Source organism: Bradyrhizobium stylosanthis, from assembly GCF_001641335.1.
Lineage (GTDB): Bacteria > Pseudomonadota > Alphaproteobacteria > Rhizobiales > Xanthobacteraceae > Bradyrhizobium > Bradyrhizobium stylosanthis.
Window position 1 is genome coordinate 986,657 of record NZ_LVEM01000003.1, and the last position, 19,135, is coordinate 1,005,791.

Annotated in this window: 22 protein-coding genes; 11 read left to right on the plus strand and 11 right to left on the minus strand. The window is 65.2% G+C overall.

The window, feature by feature from the left end; translation table 11 throughout:
* The first annotated feature begins 207 nt into the window (after positions 1-207).
* From A7X65_RS24340 to A7X65_RS24380, 10 genes are all read left to right on the plus strand, one after another.
* Positions 208-675, plus strand: coding sequence for a hypothetical protein (locus tag A7X65_RS24340; RefSeq protein WP_063689760.1), 468 nt, complete (start codon positions 208-210; stop codon positions 673-675).
* A gap of 22 nt (positions 676-697) precedes the next feature.
* Positions 698-976, plus strand: a complete 279-nt coding sequence (locus tag A7X65_RS24345) for a hypothetical protein (protein WP_063689764.1) — start codon at positions 698-700, stop codon at positions 974-976.
* A 150-nt stretch (positions 977-1,126) separates the two neighbouring features.
* Positions 1,127-1,381, plus strand: coding sequence for a hypothetical protein (locus A7X65_RS24350; protein WP_063689769.1), 255 nt, complete (start codon positions 1,127-1,129; stop codon positions 1,379-1,381).
* Between the two features lie 26 nt (positions 1,382-1,407).
* Complete coding sequence (gene dapA, locus A7X65_RS24355) at positions 1,408-2,325, plus strand: 4-hydroxy-tetrahydrodipicolinate synthase (RefSeq protein ID WP_063689772.1); 918 nt, start codon at positions 1,408-1,410, stop codon at positions 2,323-2,325.
* Positions 2,326-2,350: 25 nt separating this feature from the next.
* A complete protein-coding gene (locus tag A7X65_RS24360) occupies positions 2,351-2,749 on the plus strand; it encodes a hypothetical protein (RefSeq protein WP_063690761.1) in 399 nt (132 codons plus the stop codon).
* Positions 2,750-2,856: 107 nt separating this feature from the next.
* Positions 2,857-3,048 (plus strand): hypothetical protein, encoded by a 192-nt coding sequence (locus tag A7X65_RS24365; protein WP_063689774.1) that lies wholly within the window; start codon positions 2,857-2,859, stop codon positions 3,046-3,048.
* 17 nt (positions 3,049-3,065) lie between these two features.
* A complete protein-coding gene (locus A7X65_RS24370; protein ID WP_063689777.1) occupies positions 3,066-3,452 on the plus strand; it encodes a hypothetical protein in 387 nt (128 codons plus the stop codon).
* Positions 3,453-3,542: 90 nt separating this feature from the next.
* Entirely contained in the window at positions 3,543-3,671 is a 129-nt protein-coding gene (locus tag A7X65_RS43595; protein ID WP_283806171.1) for a hypothetical protein, read from the plus strand.
* Between the two features lie 218 nt (positions 3,672-3,889).
* Complete coding sequence (gene upp, locus A7X65_RS24375) at positions 3,890-4,525, plus strand: uracil phosphoribosyltransferase (protein WP_063689780.1); 636 nt, start codon at positions 3,890-3,892, stop codon at positions 4,523-4,525.
* A 33-nt stretch (positions 4,526-4,558) separates the two neighbouring features.
* Positions 4,559-6,133, plus strand: coding sequence for an AMP-binding protein (locus A7X65_RS24380; protein WP_063689783.1), 1,575 nt, complete (start codon positions 4,559-4,561; stop codon positions 6,131-6,133).
* A 5-nt stretch (positions 6,134-6,138) separates the two neighbouring features.
* Here the strand turns inward: A7X65_RS24380 and A7X65_RS24385 are convergent, their stop codons facing one another.
* The 11 genes from A7X65_RS24385 to A7X65_RS24435 all read right to left on the minus strand — a co-directional run bounded on the left by A7X65_RS24385 (position 6,139) and on the right by A7X65_RS24435 (position 16,195).
* Positions 6,139-7,050, minus strand: coding sequence for a flagellin (locus A7X65_RS24385; RefSeq protein ID WP_063689786.1), 912 nt, complete (start codon positions 7,048-7,050; stop codon positions 6,139-6,141).
* A gap of 13 nt (positions 7,051-7,063) precedes the next feature.
* On the minus strand, positions 7,064-8,839 hold the full coding sequence (gene flgK, locus A7X65_RS24390; RefSeq protein ID WP_063689789.1) for a flagellar hook-associated protein FlgK: 1,776 nt from the start codon (positions 8,837-8,839) through the stop codon (positions 7,064-7,066).
* 18 nt (positions 8,840-8,857) lie between these two features.
* Positions 8,858-9,316 carry a hypothetical protein gene (locus A7X65_RS24395; RefSeq protein WP_063690762.1) on the minus strand — a complete coding sequence of 153 codons (459 nt, stop codon included), beginning with the start codon at positions 9,314-9,316 and terminating at the stop codon, positions 8,858-8,860.
* A 15-nt stretch (positions 9,317-9,331) separates the two neighbouring features.
* Complete coding sequence (locus A7X65_RS24400; protein ID WP_063689792.1) at positions 9,332-9,592, minus strand: hypothetical protein; 261 nt, start codon at positions 9,590-9,592, stop codon at positions 9,332-9,334.
* Between the two features lie 3 nt (positions 9,593-9,595).
* Complete coding sequence (flgE, locus tag A7X65_RS24405; protein ID WP_063689795.1) at positions 9,596-10,861, minus strand: flagellar hook protein FlgE; 1,266 nt, start codon at positions 10,859-10,861, stop codon at positions 9,596-9,598.
* 31 nt (positions 10,862-10,892) lie between these two features.
* Positions 10,893-11,558: a flagellar hook assembly protein FlgD gene (locus A7X65_RS24410; protein ID WP_063690763.1), complete on the minus strand. Its 666-nt coding sequence runs from the start codon at positions 11,556-11,558 to the stop codon at positions 10,893-10,895.
* Between the two features lie 371 nt (positions 11,559-11,929).
* On the minus strand, positions 11,930-12,202 hold the full coding sequence (locus A7X65_RS24415; protein WP_063689798.1) for a hypothetical protein: 273 nt from the start codon (positions 12,200-12,202) through the stop codon (positions 11,930-11,932).
* A 161-nt stretch (positions 12,203-12,363) separates the two neighbouring features.
* Positions 12,364-12,792, minus strand: a complete 429-nt coding sequence (locus tag A7X65_RS24420; protein ID WP_063689800.1) for a flagellar export chaperone FliS — start codon at positions 12,790-12,792, stop codon at positions 12,364-12,366.
* Positions 12,792-14,465, minus strand: a complete 1,674-nt coding sequence (fliD, locus tag A7X65_RS24425) for a flagellar filament capping protein FliD (protein WP_063689803.1) — start codon at positions 14,463-14,465, stop codon at positions 12,792-12,794. Before fliD ends, A7X65_RS24420 begins: the two co-directional genes overlap by 1 nt.
* A 62-nt stretch (positions 14,466-14,527) precedes the next feature.
* Positions 14,528-15,352, minus strand: a complete 825-nt coding sequence (locus A7X65_RS24430; RefSeq protein ID WP_018641141.1) for a flagellin — start codon at positions 15,350-15,352, stop codon at positions 14,528-14,530.
* 144 nt (positions 15,353-15,496) lie between these two features.
* Positions 15,497-16,195, minus strand: coding sequence for an RNA polymerase sigma factor (locus A7X65_RS24435; protein WP_063689805.1), 699 nt, complete (start codon positions 16,193-16,195; stop codon positions 15,497-15,499).
* Between the two features lie 513 nt (positions 16,196-16,708).
* Between A7X65_RS24435 and A7X65_RS24440 the strand changes: the two genes are divergently transcribed.
* A complete protein-coding gene (locus A7X65_RS24440; protein ID WP_063689807.1) occupies positions 16,709-19,123 on the plus strand; it encodes a hypothetical protein in 2,415 nt (804 codons plus the stop codon).
* The last annotated feature ends 12 nt before the right edge of the window (positions 19,124-19,135 follow it).

A 19,135-nucleotide genomic window follows, 5' to 3' on the forward strand; every position in this document is an offset into this window, starting at 1 on the left:
CGCGCGTCTTCTCAAAATGCCCTGCTTCTATAAGTCCCGACCTCTGGCCAGGCGGCGGCGGACACTCCGTCGGGCTTAGCGGGAAGAATACGGGCACTTATGAAATCCCTATATCGCCCGCCCGGTCCCCATCTCGTTTTCAAATGCCCTTCCAGCCATCTTGGAGGTGCCGGCCGACTGACCGACACCAACTCCAGGAGGCCTGACATGACCGCCGCACTCCGACGCCTAAGCCCACCGTCCCTCGCCCAGCAGCTCCGCGCGGCACCGGCGATGACGCGGCCGTTGATGCTCGAGATCATCGCGCACGCCTGCCGGCGCTTTCCGCCGCTCGGCCAAAGCGAACGCAGCGCTCGCATCATGCGCCTGATCGACGTCGAGGCCTGGGCCGATGCGGCATTGGCGCTGATCGACCTCGAGCTGCCGATGTGGCAGGTCCGCCGCATCGCCTATGACGAGGGCGAGTGGCACTGCGCGCTTTCGCGCGAGCGCGAATTGCCGGACTGGCTCGACGCCGCGATCGAGGCGCACCACGCCGACCTCGCGCTCGCTCTGCTGTCCGCCTTCGTCGACGTCCAGGCGCTGACCGCCGAATCGGCGCGACCGAGCGTTCCCACGGTGCGCCCGGCGATCGATCCGCTCTACGAGCCGGTCGCCTGCGACAATTTCGGCTAGAGCCGTCCGGCGGATCGAGGCCATGCCGCAGGCCCCCAACATGCCGCGCATGTTGAACTCATCGCGGGTGATCGCGCGCTTTGCCGTTCGCATTGTGCTGCTGGCCGGCTTTGCCGCATTCGGCAGCGTCGGCTTCGGCCGGAGTCTCTCGGTGCTGCTCTGGATGTCGATCATCCTGTGCGTGCTCGCGGGCCTCGTCAGGCGTGAGCCGCTGTTCGGAACGGCGCTCAATCATTGGGACGAAGGCGTCGCCTTCGGCGCACTGTTCGCGCTGATCCACATCGTCAGCGAGCTCGCCTGAGCAAGTGCGTTCGCCAGAACGCCCGCCCTTATAATCTTCCTATGAGATCGCCGCGGTCCCGCCCTCGAAATCATATTCGCGACGGGGAATATTGATGACGCCGGCAGAAAAATGCGTCCCAGGCCGGCATCGCTGAGAAGGAATACATCCGTGAAACTCGTCGAACCTCCCTCGTATAGCTCGCCTTCGACCGTCGTCTTCATCGGCAGGAATCGCCGCGGACAATGGGTCGCGCAGGAGCAGAACGGCCTCTATGGCGGCCTGTTCGTCAGCCGGGCCCAGGCCATCAAATACGTGCTGTTCGAGAACGGGCAGCATTCCGAGACCATCGTCGAGCTGCCGCGCGAGATCGAGCTCGACATGGGCAAGAGCCCCAACAACATCGTCTCGCAGCGCGCGGCCTGAGCCGGAGCCTTGCAGCGAGCAAAGCCATGTTCATTCCTCCCTCCGCCTGGTTCACCGGCTTCATTCCGGACCTGCCGACGCCGTTCGATGCGGCGGACGCGGTCGATCTCAAGGCCTTCGCCGCACTCTGCGAGCGCCAAATCGCCGCGAATGTTCCCGCCATCGTGGTCTGCGAAACCGCTGGCGAAGCGCCGACGCTCTCGCCGGCCGAGCAGGAGCTCGTGATCCGCGCCGCCGTTGATATCGCCCGCGGCCGGGTGCGGATCATCGCGGGCACGGTCTCGAACGCAACCGACCGCGCCATCGAGCTGGCGCGGCGCGCGGAGGCCGCCGGCGCCGACGCCGTCATGTCGGTCGTCCCCGCCTACAACAAGCCGATGCAGGAGGGAATGCTGGCGCATTTCCGAGCGATTGCCGGCTCAATCGGCCTGCCGGTGATCCTGCACGACAATCCGTCCCGCACGCTGCGGCCGCTTGCCGACGAGACGCTGCTGCGTCTCGTCGAATCCCGCCAGTTCGTGGGCTTACGCGATGGCAGCGGCGACATCACGCGTCCGATGCGCCTGTCCCGCAACCTTCCCGCGGGCTTCCGTTGTCTCTCCGGAGACGACAGGACCGCGTTCGGCTTCATCGCTGATGGCGGCGACGGCGCGATCTCGGAGGTCTCCAACATCGCGCCGGATCTTTGCCGCACGATCTTCTCGCACGTCAGGCAGGGCCGCCTGCAATCCGCCCGCTATCTGCACAAGCGCCTCATTCCCCTGAGCACCTGCCTGTCGAAGGAGAGTCCGGCCGCGCTCAAATATGCGCTGAGCGTGCTTGGCCTGATGGCGGCGCATACGCGGCTGCCGATCGTGCCGCTGGACGCAGCGGCGCAGAGGGAGGTGGTACGGGCATTCGCCGCGATCGCCGACGAGGAATTGATCGACGGTGTCGGCGCCTGAGGCGCCGATTCAATCCGGACACCGCATGCCGAAACCCGCCGACGGATCCCACAGGCTGCTCCACGCCTGGCAGCTGGCGCTGCTGCGCCTCGCCGTGACGCGTGACGAATCCGACAGGATCAACGTTGCGGCGCTCGCGGCGGAGCTCGATCGTTCCGGCGGACGGCACGATGCCGGCTGTTCGCTCCACTTCTTCCGACGCACCAGTTCCCGGCTCTGCGCCGCCATAGGCGGGCAAATCCCGAACGCCGAGGCCATCCTGGACGGCTTCTGCAAGCAGATCGAGCAGCCGCGGCTGCGGCTTGCCTTTGCGGCGGCGATCGGGATCACGCGTTCCGATCCGGTGCCATCCCAACCGGTTCAGCCGAAGCGACACCCCGGCCTCTTCAGAGGGCTGCCGTCGCGCCGGTCCGCATCTTTATGACATTCCTATGCGGCCGCCCCGGCGCTCATCTCGCAATCCTACGCGCCGATGAACATCATCGAAGGGACAAGCGGCGGTCTCGCCGCCCACAAGCAAGGAACAATCACATGTCGATGCTGACATATGGCTTTGACCGGCGCTTCGATGCAGCCGAACGCCCCGCGACACCGCCGGCGGCGCCCCAAGCCCGGCTCAAGGACATCGCGCTCCAGGCATTCGGCCTGCTCTCGATGGGCAGCGTGCTCACCGCACTGATCGCGCTGAAGACCGCGATCTATGTCTGGCATCTCCATGGCTGACCTGTGGAGTACGCATCATGACCCTGCAGATGTGTGAGGAGGCCGCCATGGCCGCCATCGCCCTCCAGGCGGACCGCCGCCAATCTCAGTCCAGGCCAGCGGCGGCGCTCAAGCCGCTCGATCCCGAAATCCTCAGCGCTGCCATCCCGGCCTTCTTCATCGGGCGCAACAGCGCCGGCTTCTGGGTCGCGCGCGAGGCGAACGGCCGCATCGGCGGCCTGTTCCTGTTCAGGAGCTCGGCCGTGGACTTCGCCAACCGCCAGAGTGCGCCGGCGCGGTGCGCGCTGGTATGCCCCACCGAGACGATCGAGCTCGACGTCGAAAATCGCGGCAATCCGCTGATGGTGCTGGCGGAGAGAGCGATGCGGCTGCTCGCACGCATGACCACGCGGCGGCCGACATGATCGAGCTCAAGATCGCCATCCTGATTGCGCTGGTGACCGCATTGCTGCTCGGCATGCGCGCCGGCGCAAAACCCGCCTCGGACAAGTAGCGTGCAACTCCTGAAGGGACATCTGGAGCACGCGGTCACCACGACCATCCTGACCATGACGCTGAGCCTGGTCTGGGGCGCGGTCCTGACGATCGTGATCACGCTCGCCGCCCGCGGGCTCGGCGTCTAGCCCTCACCGCTTCTCGGCCTCGATCAGGCGCGCCAGCTCTGGTCAGCCATGCGCACCGCGATCGACCGTGAATTGACCATGGCTGCCTACGAGGCAAGCAACCGGCCGCGCAGCGCGGTGGCGATGCCTGCCTGAGCCCCCGGGTCCCGGGGAAAAAGGCTTGAACGAACGGACTTGCCGATCTGGCGCAATTTCACGGAACCGTGTAGAGCGGTTTCATGAGCACCAGCACCGTCAACGTCGTCACCCACCCCCTGGTCCAGCACAAGCTTTCCCTGATGCGGGAGAAGGATCGCTCGACCAAGAGCTTCCGCGAGATCCTGAACGAGATCGGGATGCTGCTGGGCTACGAGGTGACGCGCGACCTGCCGCTCGAGCTGGTCGAGATCGAGACGCCGATCGCTGCGATGCAGGCGCCGAAGATCGCCGGCAAGAAGCTCACGCTGGCGCCGATCCTGCGCGCCGGCGTCGGCTTCCTCGACGGGATGCTGGCGCTGATGCCGTCGGCACGCATCGCCCATATCGGCCTCTACCGCGACCCCGAGACATTGCAGGCCGTGGAATATTACTTCAAGGCGCCGCAGGACCTGTCCGACCGCACCGTGATCCTGATGGACCCGATGCTGGCGACCGGCAACTCGGCCTCCGCCGGCGCGTCCCTGCTCAAGGACCGCGGCGCCCGCGACATCCGCTTCGTCTGCCTATTGGCCGCGCCCGAGGGCATCGCCAAGTTCCAGAGCGAACATCCCGACGTGCCGATCTGGACGGCGGCGATCGACGAGCGGCTCAACGACCACGGCTATATCGTGCCGGGCCTGGGCGATGCCGGCGATCGCATGTTCGGCACCAAGTAGACAGTTTTGCGCGATCGGGCTACTCCGGTAGCCATGAGTGCCGACGACTTCTCGCTGCAATCGCTGATCCGGATCGAGGACGCCGCCGATCCCGCCTTCGTGTTCGATGGCGTGGCGGTCTCGCGCGCGGAATTCCAGGAGAAGATCGGGCAGACCGCGGCCTGGCTTGCCGCGCAGGGGATCGGCAAGGGCGACGTGGTCGCGGTCTGGCTGGTCAACCGGATCGAATGGGTCGCACTGCTGTTCGCCGCCGCCCGCTGTGGGGCGATCGTCGCCGCCGTCAACACACGCTACCGCAGCGCCGAAGTCGCGCATCTGCTGAAGGTGTCCGGCGCCAGGCTGATGGTGGTCGAGGCCGCGTTCCGCACGATCGACTTTGCCGCCATTCTCGCCGATGTCGCCAAGGCCGAGGTGCCCGCGTTGCAAAAGCTTGCAGTCGTCGGCGCGGACGCGATCCCGGCGCACTGGCCTTGCGTGCGGTTCGACGCGTTCGACAAGGCCTATCCATCGGCGCCACGCGCCGGGGACGATGTCGACCTGCCGGTCCTGCTCTACACCACGTCAGGCACGACCAAGGGACCAAAGCTCGTCGCGCATTCGCAGCGCACACTGGCCAGCCACGCCGCCTCGGTCGCCACGGCGCTCAAGCTCGATCCGCGGCGTCATTCGCTGCTGGCGATGCTGCCGTTTTGCGGAACCTTCGGCATGACGAGCCTGCTCGGCTTCATCGCGGCGGGCGCGACCGTCCATGTCCTCGATGCCTTCGAGGCCGTGCCGGCAAAGAATATCCTCGAAGAGCAGAGGATCACTCATTCCTTCGGTTCTGACGAGATGTTTCGCCGCATCCTCGCCCTCACCGATGCGCAGCGCCCGTTTCCGCATCTCGAGATCTGCGGCTTCGCCGCGTTCCAGCCGGGCTGGCGCGAGCTGGCCGCGGAGGCCGAGGCGCGCGGCATGAAGCTGTTCGGTCTCTATGGCTCGAGCGAGGTGCAGGCGCTGTTCTCGATCGCCCGCACCGGCGACGCCTTTGCCGACCGGATCGAAGGCGGCGGCTGGCCGATGTCGCCCGACGCTGAGGTCCGCGTGCGCGACACCGAGACCGGCGCGCTTGCGGCCCACGGCGTCTCCGGCGAGATCGAGATCAGCGCGCCCTCACGCTTCCTCGGCTATTTCAACAATCCGGAAGCGACGCACGATGCGATCACTGCCGACGGCTTCTTCCGCACCGGCGACATCGGCCGGCTGCGCGGCAGCGGCGCTTTCGTCTACGAGACCCGCGCGGGCGATGCGATGCGGCTCGGCGGCTTTCTCGTCGCCCCCGGCGAGATCGAGGACGAGCTCAAGGCCTGTCCGGGTGTTGCCGACGCCCAGGTCGTCGCGGTCGACCTGAAAGGCCACGCGCGCTGCGTCGCCTTCGTGATCCCGACCGAGGCACCGCCGCAGCAGGAGGCGCTGACCGCGCGCCTGCGCGAGCGGCTCGCCGGCTACAAGGTGCCGGCGCGGATCTATCTCGTCGAGGCCTTTCCAGTCACCGACAGCGCCAATGGCGTCAAGATCCAGCGTGCCAGGCTTCGCACCATGGCGATGGAGCGGATCGCGGCCGAATAGCGCGCCTATTTCAGGTAGCTGGCCAGGTTCAGGCTCAGGATCTTGCCGAGCGCCGAATAGGATGCGGTGAGCTGCGTCTGGTAGGTCGAAAGCTGCGCCGTGATGGCCGCGACATCGACGCTGGTGAGGTCGTTCGACAACGTCTCGGCATAGCTCTTGTAGTCGGTCTGGCGCGCGCTCGCCGTCTCGATCGCGGACGCCGCGCTGGAGAGCTTTGCCTGCACCGCAGCGGTGTCGTCGAGCGCCGTGCTGGCGAGATCGAGCGCGCTGGTGATGTCCGCGGACGACAGCGTGGTGCTGTTGGCAACGAACTTCAGCACGCGCATTACCTCCTCGAACGCCGAATTATCCGCGGTGACGCCATAGGACACGGTTTCGTCGGCCGCGACCCGCACCGACGCGATTTCGCTGTCGCCGCTATAGTAGCTGGCGTCCGCAATGGTCGTCGAGCCGGTGCCGGACGAGAAGCTCGTGAGATCGACCGGCGCCGTCTCCGTCTTGCCGCCGGCGAAGACGTACTGGCCGTCATACTGCGTATTCATCAGCGAGCCCATCTGCTCCAGCATCTGCTGGGCGGAGCCGATCACCGAATTCACCTCGGTGGAGCTTCCCGTCGAGGCCGCGCTGAGCTGGGAACGGAGCTGGGTGAGGATGTCGGTGACCGAACCGACCGCGGAATACATCACCTGGACCTTGCTGTCGGCGAGCGTTGCGGCGTCGATGTAGGATTGCGCGCGCGTCACCGAGACCTGGAGGTTGACGACGTGCTGTGCATCGGAACCATAGCCCCCGAAATCGGTGGAGACGACACCAGAGGATTCCTGGATCTGCTTGTTGGCCATGACCGATTCCACGCGCATCGCGTCGGCGATCATCCTGTTCGACTGGGCGAAGGTGGCAACTCTCATCGCGACCATGCGCGTGCCCCTCTTACGTCGACTGCACGGCGGTGAGCAGCGCCGAGTACATGGAATTAATGGCCTGGATCAGGGCCGAGGCCGCCGAATATTTGTTCTGGAGCGTGCTCAGATTGGCCGATTCCTCGTCGAGGTTGACGCCGGACTGCGACGCCAGCGAATTCGCATAGGTCGACTGCGCGGTCTCCTTGGCGGTGTAATTGGTCGACGCCTGCGAGGCCTTGCTCGAGACGTCGGACACGATCGCCGAGGCATAATCGGCCAGCGACCCGGTCGAGGCGGCAAGACCTCCGGTCGACGCGAACGACCGCGACTCCGTCAAGGCATCGTAGAAGGCATTGATCACGGTGGCCGAGCCCGAGGACAGCACCGTGCTGCCGACCGTTGGGCCCGACGACGAATCCAGCGTCGCGAGCTGCAGCTCGTTCGTCCCGGACAGGATCTTGCTGTTGACCGCGATATCCGAGGCGCTTGTTCCCGTCACGAGGTCGTTGAGACCGAAATATTCCGAGAACCCCTCGCCCGAGCTGCCGACCGAGCTCGTCATCTCGTTGATGGCGACGCCGTTGCCGGAACCAGTCGCCGTGATCGAGAGATGGCCATCGGAATCGACAGAGGCCGACAATCCGGAGATGCCGTTGATGGCGGTGACGAGGTCGCCGACGGTGGCATAGGACGACAGATCAAGATCGCTGTACGAGACCAGATTGCCGCTCTGGTCGGTCACGGCAAGCCGCACCGTGCCGGTGGCGGACAGCGCCGTGCTGCCGGTGACGGACGTCGTGCCGGTCAGGCTGGTCGCCGCCGGCACCGACGAGGCGCTGTTCGAGATGCTGTTCATCGCGGAGGCGAGCTGCTGTGCGAGTTGGTCGAGCTGGGACTGCGCGTCCGGCAGCGTGTCGTCGCGCAGCGTGACGAGTGCCCCGATATCGCCCCCGGAGATCTGGGAGGTGATATCGACCCCGTTCACCGTGATCGCGCTGAAGCCGCTCGACGACGAGCCGGCCGTGTAGGTCGTCGACGCCGTCACATTGGCGGCGGCCGTATAGCTGATCGTATGTGCGGACGAGTCGACCAGCGCCTGGCCCGACTTCGTATAGATCTGGAGATCGCCGTTCGACGCCGTGAAATAGCTCACGTTCATCTTGGAGGCGAGGTCCTGGAGCGCGGTGTTGCGCTGGTCCTCCAGGTCCGCGGTCGACTGGCCGGTCGCCGCGGTTTGCTTGATCTCAGCGTTCAGATCCGCGATCTGCTGCAGGTCCGCATTGACGTCGTCGATCGAGGACGCGATGTCCTGGTCGGCATCCGACCGCAGCTTCTGGATTCCGCTCGAGGTCTCCCGCAACTGGCTTGCGACGTCGTCGAGCGCGCTGACGACGTTGGACTGCAGCGAGGCGCTGCTCGGCGTGCTCGCCAGCGACGACAGCGCCGATTCCAGCGACGCGATGCTGTTGGCGAGCGAGGTCCCGGACGATGAATCGTCGCTGCTGCTGATCGAGCCGTAGAGCTTCTGGAGCGACGTCAGATAGGTGTTAGTGGTGTCGGCCGCGCCGAGCTCGGAATCCGCGCCGACCAGCGACTTCAACAGCAGCTTGTCGACCGTCGAGGTGATGCCCGTCACCGTGACGCCGGTGCCGACGCCGTTGGTGACGCTGCTCGACTGGTTCGCGGACTTCTTGGTGTAGCCCGTCGTGTCGGCGTTCGAGATGTTCGACGACGTCACGCTGATCTGCACGGACGTCGCCGACAATCCGCTGAAGGCGATCGATCGGGCGATATCGAGTGACACGGCGGGCCCCTTGAACCGTCAGGCGCTGCGGCTGGTGCCGCTGGAAACGGCACGGGCAGCGGCGACGCGGCCGGACGCGCCATAGGGCGACACCGCCGCGATCTGCTCGCGGATCGCTTGCATCACCGCCTCGATCCGGCGGTTGCTGGCCTCGATCGCCGCGCGCAGCCGCACCAGATTCTCGTCCATCGCCATACGCAGCTTCAGGATCCGCTCCATGAGCTGCTCGCGCAGGATGCGGTCGCGCACATTGAGGCTGGTCGTGCCCGCAGCGCATTCGGCCACCGTCCGCTCGAACATCTCCGCCAGCCGGTTCTTCTCGTCCACCTGCTTCAGGCGCGAGGCCGGAAGACCCTTGGCGAGCTCGGCATTCTCCTCGGCGACAAGCGCGGTCAGCGTGTCGATCAGCGTGATCAGCGACTTGATCCTGACATCGCCATTGGCGGCGTTCGTCGTCCTGGCTTGAGCTACACTCATGGTCATCGCCTTCTTCTAGTTGTGCCGCTTGCCGCGGTAGACTTGCGAGTTGCGCAAATATGCGCCGATCGCGCTCGCCCTGACGGTTGCCTGCCGCATCTCGCCCTCGATCTCCGCACATTCCCTGAGGAGACCACCGCGCGTTGTTTCGACATCATCGAGCAGCGCGAGCAGTTGCTTGCGGTCGCTACCCCTGACGGTCGCGGCTCGCGCCAGCAGCCGCTGCATCCGGAGCAACAGCGCTTTGCCGGCCGCGCTTGCCTTTTCACCAGGCATCGCTCACCTCATCGCCGAGATCAGGGTGTCGTACATCTTGTTGACGGTGGAGATGACCTGGGACGCGGCGGAATACGCCTGCTGCGCCGAGATCATGCTCGAGAACTGGCTGGAGGTGTCGGTGGTCGAGGATTCCAGCTCGCTGCCGTAGACCGTGCCCGCGCCGTTCTCGCCGGAGGCCTGCAACGCGGCATTGCCCGACGCCACGGTTGCCGAATAGAGCCCGTCGCTGGCGGCCGCGAGCCCGTTGGGATCGGCGAACGTCGCCACCGCGATCTTGTAGATCGCGATGGTCTCGCCGTTGGAATAGGTGGCGTCGACCACGCCGTTCTTGCCGATCGAGATGCTCGACAGCTTGCCGTAGGACAGGCCGTCGGAATCGATGCTGGTGACGTTGACATCCGGCGTCGTCTCGCCGGAGGCATATTGCGTCAGGCCATCGGTGCCGCCGACCGTGCCGAGAGCCATGGTGACGGTGCTGTCGGCCGCGCCGTCGGTCCAGCCGGTGATCGAGACGGTTGCCGGGTCCGGGCTGGTGCTGGCGAGAGAGCCGTCGCTGTTGAAGGTGATGTCGATCGTGCCCGAGGCCGTGCCCGTCGCGGTCGTGGTGTCCGAGCTGGAGGTCGGATTGGCGAAGCTCGCGCTCCAGGCGTTGGTGCCGGTCTTGGTCCAGGTGATCTGCATCGTATTTGCGGCACCGAGAGAGTCATACACCGTCATCGAGCTGGTATAGGTGTCGCCGGTGGCGGCATCCGACGGCAGATTGGCCGCGATCGTGGTCTTGGTGGTGGCGCTGCCGCTGGTCGAGGCGATCTGCGTGTTGATGGCCGAAAGGTTGCTCGCGGACTCGCTGCCGACGACGTTGCCGTCCGCATCGGTACGCCAGCCCTCGAGGTAGCTGCCGTTGTTCTCGAGATAGCCGGCGTTGTTGATCGTGAAGGCGCCGTTGCGGGTATAGGACGTGATGCCGCCGGTCGCGGCGCTGGTCACCACGAAGAAGCCGGAGCCCTGGATCGCGACGTCCGTCGCATTGGAGGTCGCGGCGAGCAGGCCCTGCTGTGTGATGTTGGAGCGGCCCGAGACGGTGACGCCGCCCGATGCGTAGGAGGTGGTGTTGCTCGACGCCGTCACGAGCGCGTCGAACATCGCCGACGTCGTCTTGTAGCCGGTCGTATCGGAGTTGGCGATGTTGTCGCTGATCATCGACAGGGACTGGCTCTGCGCGCTGAGCGCGGAGATCGCCGAGGACAATGCACCGGTGAGACTCATGATGAAACTCCGAGAAAAGCTGGCCGCAGGGTCAGGACGTGACGCCGAGGATGTTGGCGGCGCTGACCGCGACGCCGTTGACCGTCAGCGACGGCGTGGACGTCGAGGTATCGATGCCGGTCACCGTGCCGGTGACGGTCGTGTAGTTGAGGACCGAGTTGCCGGCGCTGTCCGTCGCGGTCACCGAGATGGTGTACTTGCCGCCGTCGGATAGCTGATTGCCGCTGGAGTCCTTGCCGTCCCAGGTGAAGCTGTTGGAGCCGGAATTGCCCGTGCCGGTGCCGGTGTAGACGACGTTGCCGGAGGAATCCGAGATGCTGATCGAGACGTTCGAGGCGGCCGAGGACAGCGAATAGCCGAACGTCGCCGAGCCGTTGCTGAGGGTCGACGTGTCGGTCTTCGCCTCGACGGTGTGGCCGATATAGTTCACCGAGTTGAGCGTCACGAGGCTCGAGAACGAGCTCGCGAGCGAGGACATGTTGGAGTTGATCGACTGCTGCTGGGTGAAGTTGGCGTAGGAGGTGAGCTGATTGATGAAGTCGGTGGTCGAGGTCGCGTTCAGCGGATCCTGGTTCTGCAGCTCGCTGACGAGCAGGCTCAGGAAGTCGCTCGACGTCAGGGACGAACTGGACGACGTGCTCGACGACGACGTCGTCGTGCTTGCGGTCGTCGTTGAACTCACGGCCGAAACGGTCATCAGAAACTCCGCTTTCCTGCGCGATCGGCGACTGCGTGTGCGGTCGCGGCGCTTGAAATTTGTGTGCTGATGAAACGCGTGGGCGCGCGGATTCAGGCGAGGATTCGCGCGCGTGAAAACCGCTTTCGACACGGCAAAATCTGCCGCGTGGAGAGATGTTGTTCTGTAGAATTAACGCTGCAGCGGCGATGCGCTCCCTCTCCCCGCTTGCGGGGAGAGGGTTGGGGTGAGGGGAGTCTCCGCGAGAGCAGTAACAGTTGGGCTCGCGGAGAGTCCCCCTCACCCGAATTCGATCTACGATCGAATTCGACCTCTCCCCGCAAGCGGGGCGAGGTGAAGGCACAGCGTCAGAATGTCTGAGAAAGAGCCGCTCAGCTCCCCGCCGTCTCGCCTTCGGTGCGCGGCTCGGCGGTGTCGCTCTTCGTCTGTGCAGCGGCGGCGACGATGCGGTCGGCGAGACCCGCGGGCGCGCGGACCGGAGGGGCGGCAAGTGCCTGGCGCAAGACGCGCGCTTCGTCCAGCAGGGCCTGCGCGTCGGATGATCGCGCCAGCAGCTCTTCGGCGGGCACGCGCCGATCGTCGGGCCAGAGGGAGAGATCCTCGCCCAGCCGATCGATCAGTTCCTCAAACTCGGTGACGTCCATCGCCCGCCGGTCCCGCCTCGGTCAGGCCCGTCATAAAGCATTGCAGGCGCGGCGGAAACCGGATTTCGACGGCTTCGGGCGCCAAAACCGCCCGCAGCACTACGGAAAGCAACGGAGCGGCCGGTGGCCTGCCCTCCCCGCGTAGCCGACGACCAGTTTCTTCAGCCCTTGCGGGCCGAATCGGCCGACCCCGGCTTGCCGCCGCGCACCGTCGTGTCGACGAACTCCCAGGCCTCCCGTAGCTCGCTCAACCCGGCGATGATGCGGCCGAAACTCTGGCGGGCGTGCGGGCGTCCGTAAGCCTTGAGGCTTGCCAGGATCATCGCATTGTAGGTCTGGAACAGATGCTCCGCCACGTCGCCGCCTTTGGCGAAATCGAGGTTGTGGCTGAGCCCGCGCAGGATCGCCGTCGCCTTCATCAGGTACTCGTGCCCCTCCTCGAAGCGCCGCGCCTCCTGGGCGGCCAGCGACTTCTGCAGGAACGTGATCGTGCCGCCGAGCAGCATCGAGACCGCCTTGAGCGGCGGCACGGTCGTCGCCGTTCCCCGATAGGCCTGGTTGGCCATGTACGCCATCGGATTATGCATCATCAATCACTCGAGCTGGAATTGAGCAGGGCCTTGAGATAGTTGAGCGTGCTGTTGGCGCTCTCGATCGCGGCCTGGTACTTCGCGTATTGCGTCTGGAGCTGCGACTGCAACGTCGAGGCCGCGCTGTTGATGTCGTCGACCTTCTGCTGGAGGTCGTCGTCGCGGTTGGTCAGGCTGGTGATCTGCGTCTGCAGCGCACCGGATGACGACGAAGAGTTCTTCGCGATCTGATAGATCTGCGATGCGATCCCCGTGGTCGAGGTCACCGTGATCGACTGCGAGGTCGAGCCGCTATAGGTGAACGCCATGCCGGCATAGATCGATCCGGCGGCGCCGATGATCGTGGCGCCGCTGACCGTGAACAGTGAGGAATCGCCACCGACCGAGGCCGAGGCGAGATTGCCGTCGGAATCGACGGTCAGATCCAGGGTGAAGGATTGCGGCGACGTCCCGGTGTTGACGACGCTGAGCTGGCTCGACGACGTCGTGGTCTGCGCCGACAGCAGCTTGGTGACGCCGCTGAGATTGGTGCTCAGGATATCCGATAGCGTCGAGGTGTCGAGCTCGAGCTCGTTCTTCTCGTTGAAGGACAGGCCGAGATCGGCCATCGTCATGCCGCCCACGGTGCTGTTCAGGGCGTTCTGGAGCGCGTCCATGATGTTGCGCATCGTTCCGTCGCCGAACAGGACCGCGCTCGAATCCGCCGTGCCGTCGGTTGCGGTCGCCTGCTGCGCGACGACCTCGTCGCGGAAGGCGTTGTAGTTGGTGACGAACGTCTCCACCGCCGATTCGATCTGGCTGGTGTCGGTCTCGATGCTGATGTTCAGCGAGGTTCCGTCCGGCGTCGCCTGGAGCAGGCTGAAGGTGACACCGCTGAGGACGTCGGAGATGTCGTTGGTGTCGCGGGTCATGGCGATGCCGTCGAGCGAAAACTCGGCCGACTGCGCCTGCTGGATGACGTTCGTGAAGCTCCCCGAGCTGTCGGTCACGCCGAGCTCGTTCATGATGTCGTCGCCGGAGGTGCTGGAATAGGTGATGTCGGCCGCATCCTCGGTGCCGGTCAGCACCATCTGGTACGACGTGCTGGAGACCTGCACGATGGAGGCCTGGACATTGGTCGTCGAGGTCTGGGCGTTGATGGCATCGACGACGTCCTGGAGCGACATCGTGTCGGTGACGGTGATGTCGGACGTGGTTCCGCCGGCAAGGCCGATGGAGAACGTTCCGGAATAACCGAGCTCGTCGGTCTGGCTCGATTGCGCTGTGCCGGACACCTTGTGCGCGGTGGCAAGCTGGCTGATCGTCAGCGTGTGGTCGCCGATCGCGGCCCCGTTCTTGATCGTCATGGAGAGCGCCGAGGAGGCGCTGACGTCGCCGGTCGAGCTGATGCTCGCCGAGCGCGTCGCGAACGCGCTCGAGGAAAGCGAGTTGACCACCGCGGTCGAGAGCGACGACAGGCCCGAATACAGCGTCTGCAGATCGGTCTGCAGCGTCTGATAGGCCGAGATCTTGGCCTCGTTGCTCGTGATCGAGGTCGAGATCGTGTCCGCCTGCGCGGTCTTCGCGTCGACCGCGGCCTGGATCAGCGCCGACCAGTCGATGCTGCTCGAATTGGTCGTCCCGCTCGTGGTGACGCTGACACCGGAACTTGTGCTGCTGCTGACGCTGGTCACTTTGCCTGACTATCCCCTGGCAGGACGCGGGCCGGCGTCATGCCGGCCCGCTTTGGTCAACATCAGCCCAGCAGCTTGAGCAGGTATTGCGGCATCTGGTTCGCCGCGGCCAGCGCCGACACGGCGGCCTGGGTCTTCACTTCCGCCGACGACAGCTTGGACTGCTCGGCCGCGATGTCGACGTCCTTGATCGCCGAATTCGCCGACTGCAGGTTCTGCGTCTGGGTCGAGATCGAATCGGCGCTGAAATTGAAGCGCGATTCCTGGGCACCGATGCTGGCGCGGGCGGCGGACACCGTATCGATCGCGGTATCGAGCGTGGTCAGCGCCGAGGTCGCATCCGACAACGTGCTGACGTCCAGCGAGGACACGCCGAGCGAGGACGCGGTGAGGCTCGTGAGCGTGATCGTGATGGTGTCCGAGCCGGAGGAGCCGACCAGCACCGAGACGCCCGAGGCGAACACGCTGGAGCCGTCGAGCAGGCTCTGGCTGGAGTAGCGGGTGCCGCTCGCGATCGAATCGATTTCGCTGGTGAGCTGGGTGAATTCCGAGTTGATGTAGGCGCGGCTGGAATCGGTCGTGGTGCCCGAGGCGGATTCGGAGGCCAGCGACTTCATGCGGGCGAGAATGTCGGAGATGTTCGAGGCGCCGCCGTCGGCGGTCTGCAGGATCGCGGTCGCCTGCGAGGCGTTGGTCGCGGCCTGCTGCAGCGTGGTGACGTCCGAGGAAATGCGGGTGGAGATCGCAAGGCCGGCGGCGTCGTCGGAGGCGGAGGTGATGCGCGAGCCGCTCGACAGCTTCGAGAGCGAGCTGGTCTCCTGCGAGGAGTTGATGTTGAGGTATCGGACCGCGGCGTTGGCGGCGGTATTGGTATTGATCGCGGGCATTGGAAGCTCCTGTGCTGATGGGCATGGCGTGCCGCATCGTGGAAATCGACTTACGACGACGCGGACCGCAGCCCCGTCCGTTCGCTCAAACGGCGGAGCGCAGCGAGATCAGGCGCGAAAATTCGTGCGGGGAAAATTTTATAGTTAGCAATCGGTAAACGCGGTGCGGATGTCGCGTTCGTGCTTGCGCAGGAGCTGGCGCAGCTGCTGACGGCCGCGCTTGAGCAGAGACTCTACTGCGGCGACCGTCGTGCCCATCACCTGCGCGATCTCGCCGTTGCTCATGTTCTCGTGGTACGAGAAGATCACCGCGATGCGCTGCTGCTCAGGCAGGCGCTGCATCGCCACTTCCAGCATGTCGTTCAGCTCGTTGCGCTCGATGATCTCGACGGCGCCGGGCTGGCCGTCGGCGACTTCCGGCACCGTCTCGACATTCTCGTTGCGCGGCTTGCGGCGCAGGTCGATGCAGCGGTTGGAGATGACGCGGTAGAGCCAGGTCGAGAACTTGGCGCGGCCGTGCTGCCAGCGGCCGCGATGGCTCCAGATCTTCAGCATGGTGTCCTGCACCACGTCCTCGGCGTCCGCCGCGTTGCCGACGATGCGGAGCGCAATGGCGTAAGCGCGATCGATGTGACGCTCGACCAGCATGCGGAACGCTGTCTCGTCGTCGGCGGCGAGCCTGTCGAGAAGTTCGCTGTCTTCATCGAGGACGACATCGGCGGCATCGGGCGCGCAGTCGGGCGCAAGCGGCACCGACGGCGCGACCTGCACGATCGCATCGACCGGCGCCGTCGTCGCGATCTCCGCCTCGGCGGGAGCCCAGACATCAGCAGCGTAACTCATCCCGCAACCTCCAACCCGCAACGCCGGCGGCGCACATGCCACACGGCTTCCAGGCGTTGAACGGGCCGCCAAAACAATCCAGGCGAAGAATTTTTGTTATTTTTCAAGATGTTAGCCGGTCGTTTTTGCCGGGTGTCGGGCAATAATTGCCGATCGCGCGATCATCTCGCGCATCGCGATTGCAATCATCACATCGTCTCGCGCCATGGCGGATCATCCATCCTGAACAGATGCAGTGGGGAGAAAACGCTGACATTACGCGGCACTAGGTGATCGAACGCGACACGCACTTCGCACGTGACACAGCGATTGTTTCCGAGTGTGAATGAACGCGGGACGACTTCCGCACCCGGCAATTTTTTCCGAATCACCTTTTTCGAACCTAGCGATTTTTTTGAATCTGTCAGTCGCGACGAATGCGATTTTGAATCGCGCGTGATTTTTTTTCGCTCGCACGGCGCCTGAACGGCCGCATGCGCACGTTAATCGTGATGGTGGACGGGGAATTGCAGCATGACGATCGCAACGACCGGCGCGGTGCGCCGTGCTCAAATTGTTTCCGCATGGTCGTTCGATGTTTTCGATACATTTCTGCTTCGCGCCTGCACGACGCCGGATGGTGTATTTGAAAGGACTTACGAGCTCTCGGGCATTTCAAGAACTTGTCCAAATATTTCCGTTAGTTTTGTTCAGCATCGGATCCAGGCCGAAGGGCGCGCGCGCAGGGCCGCGAAGGACAGGCGCGGCGCGGTCGAAGTTCGCATCGAGGAGATCTATTCGTTCTTTCCGTTCAACCTGTTCGGCCTGGCGCGCCGCGATCTGAGCGACCTTGTCGAATCGGAGTTCGCGGCCGAGTTCGAGCTCTGCCGCGTCAATCCGGACATGCTTCGGCAATATCAGGACATGAAGCGCGCGGGCCGTCGCGTCGGATTCATCTCCGACACCTATTGGGATTCCCACCGGCTGGCGCGGCTGCTGCGCGCCTGCAGCCCCGGCCTCGTCTGGGACTTCCTCTACGCCTCCTGCGACCATGGCAGCGGCAAGAGCGAAACGCTGTTCGCGAAGTACCTGGCCGAACAGGGCGTCGATGCGCACGCCTCCTTCCACATCGGCGACAACGAGCACGCGGACGTCAGGGGAGCGCGACGTCACGGCATCCGGCCACGCTACTATCCCCAGGCGTCGCGCGAGCTGGCCTCAAAGCTGCAGGGTGAAACCTCGCTGTTCGAGCTGCTCTGTCCCGGTGTTCCCTCGCGGCTCGACAACGGCATGCGCACGTTGCGGCGCATGATGGCGGCACGAAGCGCCGAGAAGTCTCCCGCCTTCCACCTGGGTGCGATGGTGCTCGGCCCTGTCATGACCGCCTTCGACGCCTTCATCGCGGAGCGCTGCGAACAGGTCGCAGGTCCCGGCCGGCGGGTGGCGCTCGGCTTTCTCGGCCGCGACGGCTTTCTGTCGCACCGGATCTGGCAGGATCTGCATGGCGCGACCTCGGCGTATCTCGAGATCAACCGCCGCGTCAGCCTGATGGCCTCGGCCGATACGCTGCAGCCCCTGCTCGAATTCCTGCCGAAGATCGCGAAGTTCGACGCGCCGACCTTCCGCGACATAGTCAAGGTTCTGCCACCGAAGGTCGCGGCGTTCTTCGCGAAATCGCCGGACGGCATCGTGACCGGCGAGGCGCTCGCCGAGGCGCTGCCGGAATTGATAGAGACCAGCGAGCTTCTCGCGCTCGCCGCGATCCTGCGTGCGCGGCTGCTCGCCTATGTGCGCGACGCGATACCGGGCTTCGATGACTGTACCGATCTCGTGCTCGCCGACCTCGGCTATTCCGGCAGCGTCCAGAAGGCGCTCCGGCGGGTCTTCGACCTGGAAGGGATCACGATCCGCCTCCACGGCGCCTACCTCATCTCCCTCGACGATTCCTTCCACGACCTCGCCGGGGAAGACAGCGCGACGGGCTTCATCTCAGATCTCGTGATCACGCCCCACGCCAAGCGCATGCTGGTGCGCAATGTCGCGCTGCTGGAGCAGGCCTGCTGTTCCGCAGATGGCTCGGTGCTCGACTATGACGGCGGCGAGGTCCTGCGCGAGATCAACCCGCACACCGCCAGCCAGATCGCGCTGGCCGCCGAAATCCAGGCCGGCGCGCGCGCCTTCGCGGCAGGCGCCGGAGACGTCGCACGGGACTTGTCCCTGCAGCCCTATGATGCACCGGATGTCGCTGCACGCTGGAGCGCCGCGACGCTGGCCCGCCTGCTGCTGCTGCCCGACGAGGACGAGCTGGCGCTGCTCGGCGACCTCAAGCACGACGTCAATCTCGGCACGCAGGCGCTGGCGCCGATGCTCGACCGCGATTTTGTCCGCAATCAGATCACCGCCCGCGGCCTCTCGGCCGCCTGCACGTCGGCCGGACCGCCGATGTGGCTCGCCGGCAGCTTCGCGCTAACGTCGCCGTCCCACGCCTATCTCTATGCGCTGTTCGGCGCCAACCGCCTGCCCGCCGACGTCTTCGAGGAAAGCCCTTACGGCACGGTTCAGGTCGGATTGTTTCGTGCCGATGGCGAGGCGGTGCTGGAGCAGGTCGCCATCCACCGCACCGGGCTCGGGGAGCTGCGCGTGCGCATTCCGGTCTCGCGCGCCATGGGAATCGCCATGCTGGCGCTTCCGCTGCCGAAATTCGCAGCCCAGGGCCTCCTGCATGGCGTCACCGTGCAATCCGCCGGCGAGATCCGTGAGGCCGCTGCCAGCCAGGACGTCATCGGCATTGCAGCCGAGAGCCTGGTCTTTGCCCGCATGCAGCGGAACGGGGAACATTATCGCAGCGAAAGCGAGGACGGCTGCCTGCTGATCCCGGTCGCCTCGATGGCCCGGGAGATCGCGATCTATTCCGTCGCGATCACCCCGCTCGGCTCCAGCCCCAAATAGTCCGCCTGATTG